This is a genomic window from Flavobacterium sp. (assembly GCF_046317795.1).
GTDB lineage: Bacteria > Bacteroidota > Bacteroidia > Flavobacteriales > Flavobacteriaceae > Flavobacterium.
In genome coordinates this window covers 1-2,807 of sequence record NZ_JBKCVI010000119.1, presented here as the reverse complement: position 1 = coordinate 2,807, position 2,807 = coordinate 1, and the positions used below count along the sequence as shown (strand labels likewise).

Below are 2,807 nucleotides of genomic sequence, written 5' to 3'. Positions count from 1 at the left end.
TTTAGACCAAATGATAGATTACTTTTAATAAACCAATCGGGAAAATTGAAAACGATTATCCCTGAACTAACCACTCATTTTGATGAAGATATTGTGGTGATGGAGAAATGGAACCCAAAGAAACCTATTTCTGCTATTTATTTTGATGGTGAAAAAGAGCGTTATTTTATCAAACGTTTCTTGGTCGAAAACGAAAACAAAGAAGAAACCTTCATTACTGAACACGAAAAGTCACAATTAGAAATTGTATCTACCGATTGGCGACCAATGGCCGAAATTGTCTTTGCTAAAGTAAAAGGAATTCAAAAAGACACTATCACAGTTGATTTGGAACAATTTATAGCGGTAAAAGGTATCAAAGCAATAGGAAATCAATTGACTACGGATAAACTAAAACAAGTAAATTTATTAGAGCCACTCCCGTTTGAAGAACCCGAAGAAGTCCAACCAGAGGAAATGGAAGTTTCAGAAGAAACCAATGTTTCTGATGATATTCAAACTGAAACCGATGATGATGGTCAGATAACATTGAGTTTGGAATAACAAAAATCCCGTTTTAAAAATGGGATTTTTGTTCTAACAACCACAAGAAATTGTCAACCTAATAGTTCTTTTAGTTACTTTTATAATATCTATGTAGCAACCGGCATCATTTTCGATAGGAGTGTAGGATGTTCTATTTTTGTTCCATTGGTTAAATTCAGTTTTGTAAAATAGATTAACTAATTTAACTATTTCATCTTTACTATAATCTAAAAAATCAATCCTAATTTCAAGTCCTGACTCTGAACAAGTATTTTGTTTGAATTTGATATTATTTTTAAAAGTTTCTTCCCAAAAACATAGACAATTGTCTTTGCAATTGAAATAATATTTTTTATTTCTCTTACCAGAAACTGTACCAATATATTTTTTGAAATAGTCATATAAGGCATTATCGTTAATTTTATTTTCCTTTAAAAATACTAAATCAGGATTTGGTAATTTTTTCTGTGAAAATCCATATAAACTAACAGTCAAAAAGAAAAAAATGAAAATTCTATTAATTCGTAACATCGCTATCCTTTAACTTTTTATCTACAATTTCGCTGTTATGAAGTTTAACAGCATTTCTAGTTTTCTTCATTCTCAAATTCAAGAATTCAACAAATAATGAGAAGAAAATTGCGAAGTACAAATATCCTTTCGGAATACTAGTCACTTCGACATCGTTTCCAAAACGGAAATGAGCCAAATGAGAACCTTCTGCCAAAAGCATCACGCCAATTAAGATTAAGAAAGACAAACCAAGAATTTGTATGGTTGGATGTTCGTTTACGAATTTAGAAACTGGTCCGGCAAAAATCATCATAATTACAATGGAAATAACAACCGATAAAATCATAATGAGTAAGGCACCTTCATAGCCAAAACCTCCAGCACTTGGTTCTTTCATGCTTACCATTCCTACTGCAGTTAAGATACTATCAAATGAGAAAACAATATTTAACAAGGCAATTTGAACAATCGCTTGTGATAAACTATTACTCGCTTTTCCAGTAGTTCCTTCTTCTTCGCCTTCTAGTTTATGATGAATTTCTGATACCGATTTGTATAAAAGGAACAATCCTCCACCAAAAATAATCAAACTTTGTCCTGTAACATGGGCTTCAAAGAATCCCCACTCAATTGAAAATAAGGTAGCTTGTAAACTCAAAACCCAAGTGATTCCGAACAATAATATTATTCTAAACAGCATTGCTAACAGTAAACCAATTCTTCTTGCTCTGGGTTGGTCTTCCGCTTTTAATTTTCCTGAAACTATCGAAAGAAAAACGATGTTGTCAATTCCGAGAATGATTTCTAAAAAGGTAAGTGTAAGTAGAGCAATTAAGGCATTTGGTGTAAACAAAATTTCCATCATTATTAGGTTATAGTTTAGCAATTAAAAGTAGTTATTATTTTTTTGTTACAACGCCGCGTTGTTTTTTGGCATCTCCCACAAACGAATATTCAAAAGTATAACTATTCTTGTCAGTTGCCAAAATTGTCATGCTGATTGCTTTTTTTTCATTCATGGTTTTGGGATGTAGTTTTTGCAATATAAATTCGCAATCGTTTACCCAACGAACTGAAGCCGTATCGGTTTTCCCGTTATAGGTTTCTATTTGCAATTTTTCAGTTCTAGTGAAAGTTGATGTTTGTTTTTTTCCTTCAATTTCTTGAGTAAATTCAAAAGTTCCTGTTTTGAAATCTTGGCATTTTCTTTCTTTTTCAGAACATGAAATAAGGAATATAGAAAGTAGGAGTAGAGTTGTTTTCATTATTTTATTTCTTTAAATAGGTACTATCTTTCATTATTAAATAATGAGTCAGTTACATTTTTTATTCCTTTAAATAAAAAATACACTGCTAAAAAACAAAGAAAAACGCCAACAGCTAAAACCAAATAATGCCACATATTTTTCTTATTAATGAACGCATTATAAATTACACTTGGACCAATAAACATTAATGGTAATGCATATAACATGAGTTTTATTCCTTTGTTGAGCAGTTCTTTTTTGGTGAACATAAGTTTATTTTGAATTAAAATGTTCTACCGCATTCCGAACACTGGCATATTTTTTCAATAATATCGAAGCTTCTTCATAACTTACATGAATCTCTTCCATAATCATTTTCACGCCACGGTCAACGAGTTTGTCATTGCTCAATTGCATATCGACCATTTTGTTACCTTTCACTTTGCCGAGTTGTATCATAGTGGCTGTCGAAATCATATTCAAAACCAACTTTTGAGCAGTTCCAGCTTTCATTCTCGAACT

General features: G+C 31.4%; 4 protein-coding genes and 2 pseudogenes. 1 reads left to right on the top strand and 5 read right to left on the bottom strand.

All coding sequences use genetic code 11. The features are described 5' to 3' along the window. Window positions 1-543 (top strand): annotated as a pseudogene (locus ACK5ON_RS07015) (DNA gyrase/topoisomerase IV subunit A); the annotation flags it as partial. A 33-nt stretch (window positions 544-576) separates the two neighbouring features. On the opposite strand, the gene ACK5ON_RS07010 reads toward ACK5ON_RS07015, so the two are convergent. The 5 genes and pseudogenes from ACK5ON_RS07010 to ACK5ON_RS06990 all read right to left on the bottom strand — a co-directional run. Next, window positions 577-1,056, bottom strand: a complete 480-nt coding sequence (locus tag ACK5ON_RS07010) for a hypothetical protein (RefSeq protein ID WP_409821164.1) — start codon at window positions 1,054-1,056, stop codon at window positions 577-579. After that, complete coding sequence (locus ACK5ON_RS07005) at window positions 1,043-1,903, bottom strand: TerC family protein (protein WP_409821162.1); 861 nt, start codon at window positions 1,901-1,903, stop codon at window positions 1,043-1,045. Before ACK5ON_RS07005 ends, ACK5ON_RS07010 begins: the two co-directional genes overlap by 14 nt. Before the next feature lie 34 nt (window positions 1,904-1,937). Continuing rightward, a complete protein-coding gene (locus ACK5ON_RS07000) occupies window positions 1,938-2,303 on the bottom strand; it encodes a DNA topoisomerase IV (protein ID WP_409821159.1) in 366 nt (121 codons plus the stop codon). Window positions 2,304-2,326: 23 nt separating this feature from the next. Continuing rightward, window positions 2,327-2,554: a DUF6095 family protein gene (locus ACK5ON_RS06995; protein ID WP_409821156.1), complete on the bottom strand. Its 228-nt coding sequence runs from the start codon at window positions 2,552-2,554 to the stop codon at window positions 2,327-2,329. Between the two features lie 4 nt (window positions 2,555-2,558). Further along, window positions 2,559-2,807: pseudogene (locus ACK5ON_RS06990) on the bottom strand (N-acetylmuramic acid 6-phosphate etherase); the annotation flags it as partial.

What these genes read in the sequence shown, in the direction of transcription:
- ACK5ON_RS07010 (WP_409821164.1), bottom strand. Translation starts at nt 1,056, where the DNA reads ATGTTACGAATTAATAGAATTTTCATTTTTTTCTTTTTGACTGTTAGT.
- ACK5ON_RS07005 (WP_409821162.1), bottom strand. Translation starts at nt 1,903, where the DNA reads ATGATGGAAATTTTGTTTACACCAAATGCCTTAATTGCTCTACTTACA.
- ACK5ON_RS07000 (WP_409821159.1), bottom strand. Translation starts at nt 2,303, where the DNA reads ATGAAAACAACTCTACTCCTACTTTCTATATTCCTTATTTCATGTTCT.
- ACK5ON_RS06995 (WP_409821156.1), bottom strand. Translation starts at nt 2,554, where the DNA reads ATGTTCACCAAAAAAGAACTGCTCAACAAAGGAATAAAACTCATGTTA.